Source organism: Streptomyces nanshensis (genome assembly GCF_001751255.1).
GTDB classification, from domain to species: domain Bacteria; phylum Actinomycetota; class Actinomycetes; order Streptomycetales; family Streptomycetaceae; genus Streptomyces; species Streptomyces nanshensis_A.
The window spans coordinates 1-4,440 of record NZ_LJGW01000317.1 but is presented as its reverse complement, the minus strand read 5'-3'; the positions used below and the strand labels follow the sequence as shown (position 1 = coordinate 4,440).

At 69.8% G+C, this 4,440-nt stretch carries 4 protein-coding genes; 1 reads left to right on the top strand and 3 read right to left on the bottom strand.

The window, feature by feature from the left end; translation table 11 throughout:
* The 3 genes from AN218_RS18790 to AN218_RS18780 form a co-directional block, all read right to left on the bottom strand.
* A partial coding sequence (locus AN218_RS18790; RefSeq protein ID WP_141747621.1) for an FAD-dependent monooxygenase occupies positions 1-1,473 on the bottom strand: 1,473 nt, incomplete at its 3' end.
* 141 nt (positions 1,474-1,614) lie between these two features.
* The gene (locus tag AN218_RS18785; RefSeq protein WP_070018050.1) at positions 1,615-2,292 is read right to left on the bottom strand and encodes a PEP/pyruvate-binding domain-containing protein; all 678 of its coding nucleotides are present in this window, start codon (positions 2,290-2,292) and stop codon (positions 1,615-1,617) included.
* 164 nt (positions 2,293-2,456) lie between these two features.
* A complete protein-coding gene (locus tag AN218_RS18780) occupies positions 2,457-2,666 on the bottom strand; it encodes an RNA polymerase subunit sigma-70 (protein ID WP_070018049.1) in 210 nt (69 codons plus the stop codon).
* A gap of 152 nt (positions 2,667-2,818) precedes the next feature.
* Here AN218_RS18780 and AN218_RS18775 point away from each other — a divergent pair, with 152 nt between their 5' ends.
* Complete coding sequence (locus AN218_RS18775; protein WP_070018048.1) at positions 2,819-4,387, top strand: MDR family MFS transporter; 1,569 nt, start codon at positions 2,819-2,821, stop codon at positions 4,385-4,387.
* The last annotated feature ends 53 nt before the right edge of the window (positions 4,388-4,440 follow it).

Sequence of the window (4,440 nt, the reverse complement as noted above, 5' to 3'; positions counted from 1 at the left end):
GCCGTCGGGGCGTACCAGCACCGCGCCCTGGCCCGTCACGCCGTAGACCGTCCTCCAGCGCTCCATGGCCGCCGCCCCGTCCGCCGGGTAGTCACCGGCCGCGACGCGGTGCACCGTGAGCGGCACCCCGCGGGCGGCGGCGGCCCGCTCGCCCTCGGCCTGCCACTCGGCGCCGGCCTCGCCGGTGAGCAGGACGAACTCCCGGCCGAACAGATCGAGGGTGGAACTTCCCGCACCGGCCGGGAGCGGGAGGTGCGCGGCCCGGGTGCCGGGACGGCCGGACGGCGCCGTCGGATCCTCCACTCTCTCCTCGTCGCCCGGTTCCTCCTCGACGAAGCCCGGCGAGTGGTAGCGGTAGCCCAGCGAGACGGTGTTGTAGTCCTGCGTCCACGGCTCACCGTGCATCCGCCCGAGCGCGTACTCCATGTTGAGAAAGGCGATCGGCCGTCGCTCCGTCTCGTATGTGCCGAGCAGCCGCTCGTCGCCGTGGCCGGCCAGCACGGCCGCGATCTTCCAGGCCAGGTTGTGCGCGTCCTGGATGCCGCCGTTGCCGCCCAACCCGCCGCGGGGAGAGGAGACATGCGCGCTGTCGCCGGCCAGGAAGATCCTTCCGTCCCGGAACCGGTCGGCCACCAGGGCGGCGATCTCCCAGGACATCACGCTGTCGATCGTCACCTCGAGATCGGGGATGCCGGTCCCGATACGCACCACCTCACGGCTGTGCTCCTCCGTGAAGTCCTCGGCGCTCTCGCCCTGTTCGGGCTTGAACGGCACGCCCATCTGCCATACGCCCGAGTCCCGGCGCACCAGCACCCCGGACATGGTCTCCAGGAAGCACGCGAACACTTCGCGGCCGCGCAGCGCCGGGCTGAGGTCCGCCCGGAAGAGGATGCTGACCTGGTGCTGGAGCGAGCCGGGCCCCGACCTGGTGATGCCCAGCCGTTCCCGTACCGCGCTGCGCCCGCCGTCGGCGGCGATGAGGTAGTCCGCGCGCACGGTGTGCTGTGCGCCCGAGTCGCGGTCCCGGATCTCCGCGGTGACCCCGTCGGAGGACTGGGCGAAGTCCACGAGTTCGGTGCCGAAGCGGACGTCGGCGCCCAGTTCACGGGCCCGCTTCAGCAGCAGCGGCTCCAGCCGGTCCTGGTCGCACGCGTACAGGGTCGTCGGGCTGACCTGGTCCGGCGTCCTGGTCTGCGGCATCACCACGGCCTTGTGATCGTCGTCCGCCAGCGCCCGTGCGCGGACGAAGACACCGATGTCGTCCTGTCCGTGCGCCCGTACCGCGTCCTCCAGTCCGGCCTGGCGGAACAGCTCCATGGAACGGGCCGTGATGCCGCGCGCCCGCGGATGGATCGACGTGCCGGTGTGCCGCTCCACCACTACGCAGGGCACTCCCTGCCGGGCCAGGAAAACGGCCGCGGAGAGCCCGACCAGGCTCCCGCCCACCACAAGTACCGCGGTGCGCTCTTCCATTGGGGGTCTCACTCTCGCGTCGAGGACAGAGCCGGGCCCCGCGCGGCCGCCGGGCACACCCGGGGAGATGCGCGGGGCACGGCCGTCAGCCTGCTGGAGAGCGGTCGCAACCGGGTCCACGTCCAGTGGTCGTGACCGCCGCTACCCGACGGCCTCGCACCACAGCACGTAGACGGCCCCGTCCTTCCAGGCCAGTTCGAGCCGGACGGGCAGGCCCATCTCCGCCTCCGCGGCCAGTGCGATCCGGACCATGTCCCGGATCTGTTCCTCGGTCAGACAGGGGCGGTTGCGCAGGGCGGCGGGCAGGGACCGCTCCGTGAGCCCGGAGGGAGTGGGGACGACCTGCCGGTGCTTCTCCGCGATCCACTCGACCAGGATGTTCAGATCGCTGCGCCGCACGAGATAGGTGTCCGCCGGGCCCGCGCGGTCCGTGCCGCCGACGCACACACCGTGGGCCGTCCTGACCATGGCGACCTCCTCCTCGAAGGTCTCGTGCACACCGGAGACCACCTGCGCGCTGGCGTCCGCCGCGATGAACTCCTCGACGACGACCGCCGTACGCAGGGCCGACCGGAACGTTTCGCCTCGGGCGAGATAGTCGCGGACCACGGCCAGCGCGTCGTTCTGGCCGACCACGTGCCGGGAGACCCAGGGGTCCTCGACCCGTCCGGCGCCGGCCGTGGCCGGGTCCACGGTGACGGCCCGTACGTCGACCGCCGCGTCCTGTGCGCCGTCGGGCTGTGTCAACTCCCGGACGTAGTCGAGGAATCGGTCGTCGCCGGGGAGGGCGGCCGGCACGGTCCACGGGGCGGGTGCCACCCCGCAGACCGAGCGGGGGACAGCGCACCACTGCCGTAACCCGCTCAGGGCCGCGGCTTCCGGCCCCACCACCCGTGCCGGCGGCTGGACTCCGCGATGCAGCAGATACACCCCCGTCCCGCCCGTACCGCCGGGATCGCCCGCCGGACACAGCGAGGGGCCGCTCACTTCGGCCGCCGCCGCGTGTGCTTCTTGTGCGCGGACTGCCGGGAGATGCCGAGCGGCTCCGCGATGTCACCCCATGCCCACCCCAGGTCACGGGCCCGGCGCACCTGCAGCGCCTCGATGTCTTCGACGAGCTTGCGCAGCGCCCGTACGGCGGTCAGTCCTTCAAGAATGTCGTCAGATGTCGCGACGGCTACGAGATCGTTCACTTCCGCTTTATCCACACCGTCAACCTAGGATGACATCGCGATCGCGTCAAGCGGCCCTTTCAAGCCCCTGTCAGACGAGGTTGACATGAATCCGTTGTAAGCCTAAGTTGACATGGATTCCGAATCGTACGTAACGCTAAGGAGGGGATCCAATGTCGCGCGCTCAGGCAGCCGCCGCCGAACAACCCGGCAAGGCTTCACTGCCGCGCAAGCAGGCGATCCTGGTCTTCATCGGTCTGATGCTCGCGATGCTTCTCGGCACCCTGGACACCCAGATCGTCGCCACCGCCATGCCCACCATCAGCGGTGATCTCGGCGGAGTCGAGCAGTTCGCCTGGGTCAGCACGGCTTATCTGCTGACCTTCAGTGTGACGACGCCGCTGTACGGAAAGCTCGGTGACCTGCTGGGCCGTAAGCGGGTCTTCATCTTCGCCATCGCCGTCTTCCTGCTCGGATCCGTACTGTGCGGCGCCGCGGGATCGATGACCCAGCTCATTGTCTACCGGGCCGTGCAAGGCGTGGGCGCCGGTGGTCTAACAGTCTCCATTTTCGCCATTCTCGGTGACTTGTTCAGCCCGCGCGAGGGGGCCCGTTACCAGAGTTACGCCACGGGCACCTTCGCCGTCTCCAGCGTCAGCGGCCCCCTGCTCGGCGGCTTGATCACCGATCATCTGGGCTGGCGCTGGGCGTTCTACATCAACATGCCCGTCGGCGCGCTCGCGCTGTTCATGGTCGTCTCGTTCCTGACGCTGCCGGCCCGCCGCGGCACACCGCGCATCGACTACACCGGCATCATCGCCCTCGGCGGCGCGGTGAGCTGCCTGGTCCTGCTGACCAACTGGGCCGGGAGCGCGTACGCGTGGGGCTCCGCCGTCATCATGGGCCTCGGGGGCGCCACCCTCGCGCTCGGCCTGATCTGGTTCTTCGCGGAGCGCCGCGCGCCCGAACCGGTCGTGCCGCTGCGGATGTTCGGCAGCTCGACGTTCAACATCTCGAACGTGGTGGCGTTCGTCGGCGGGTTCATCTCCATCGGCGCCCTCAACTACCTGGCTCTCTACCTGCAGATGGTCACGGGGACCAGCCCGCAGAACGCGGGACTCCTGATGCTTCCCATGACCGCCGGCATGCTCCTGGCCACCATGGGGACCGGCCACTTCATGTCCAAGACCGGCCAGTACAAGTGGTACCCGGCCGCCAGCATGGCCGTCTCCGGGCTCGCGCTGTATCTGCTGTCGACCATGACGAACAGCACGAGCTTCGCCCTGGCCTCGGCGTTCATGGCCGTACTCGGCCTGGGTGCCGGACTGTCGCAGCAGGTCACGGTGGTGGCGTCGCAGAGCGCCGTGGGGTTCCAGGACATCGGCGCGGCCACCTCGACCGTCACCTTCACCAGGATGCTCGGCACCTCTCTGGGGGCCTCGCTGTTCGGCGTCATCCTCAACAGCGGTCTGGCGGACCAGGGTTCGAAGCTCAGCAAGGGCGCATCGATCAGTCCGCAGGCCGTACAGCACCTGCCGGAAGCGGTGAAGAACGCCTACACCTCCGCGTACGCCGACGCCCTGTCCACGGTGTTCCTGACGGCGCTGCCGTTCACCGTCGTGGGTCTGGTCGTCGCGCTCTTCCTCAAGAAGGTTCCGCTGCGTTCCGGGGGCGGGCCCGGCAAGCCGGCCGAAGAGGGCCCCGACGCGTCGGACACGGAGCAGGAAGCCGCGACGCGCTGAGCGACAGCGCGACGGTGGACGGCGGGTGCCCCACGGGAGATTCCCGTGGGGCA

Bases quoted from the DNA above. Each gene is read 5' to 3' on its own strand.
- AN218_RS18775 (WP_070018048.1), top strand. From the start codon at position 2,819: ATGTCGCGCGCTCAGGCAGCCGCCGCCGAACAACCCGGCAAGGCTTCA.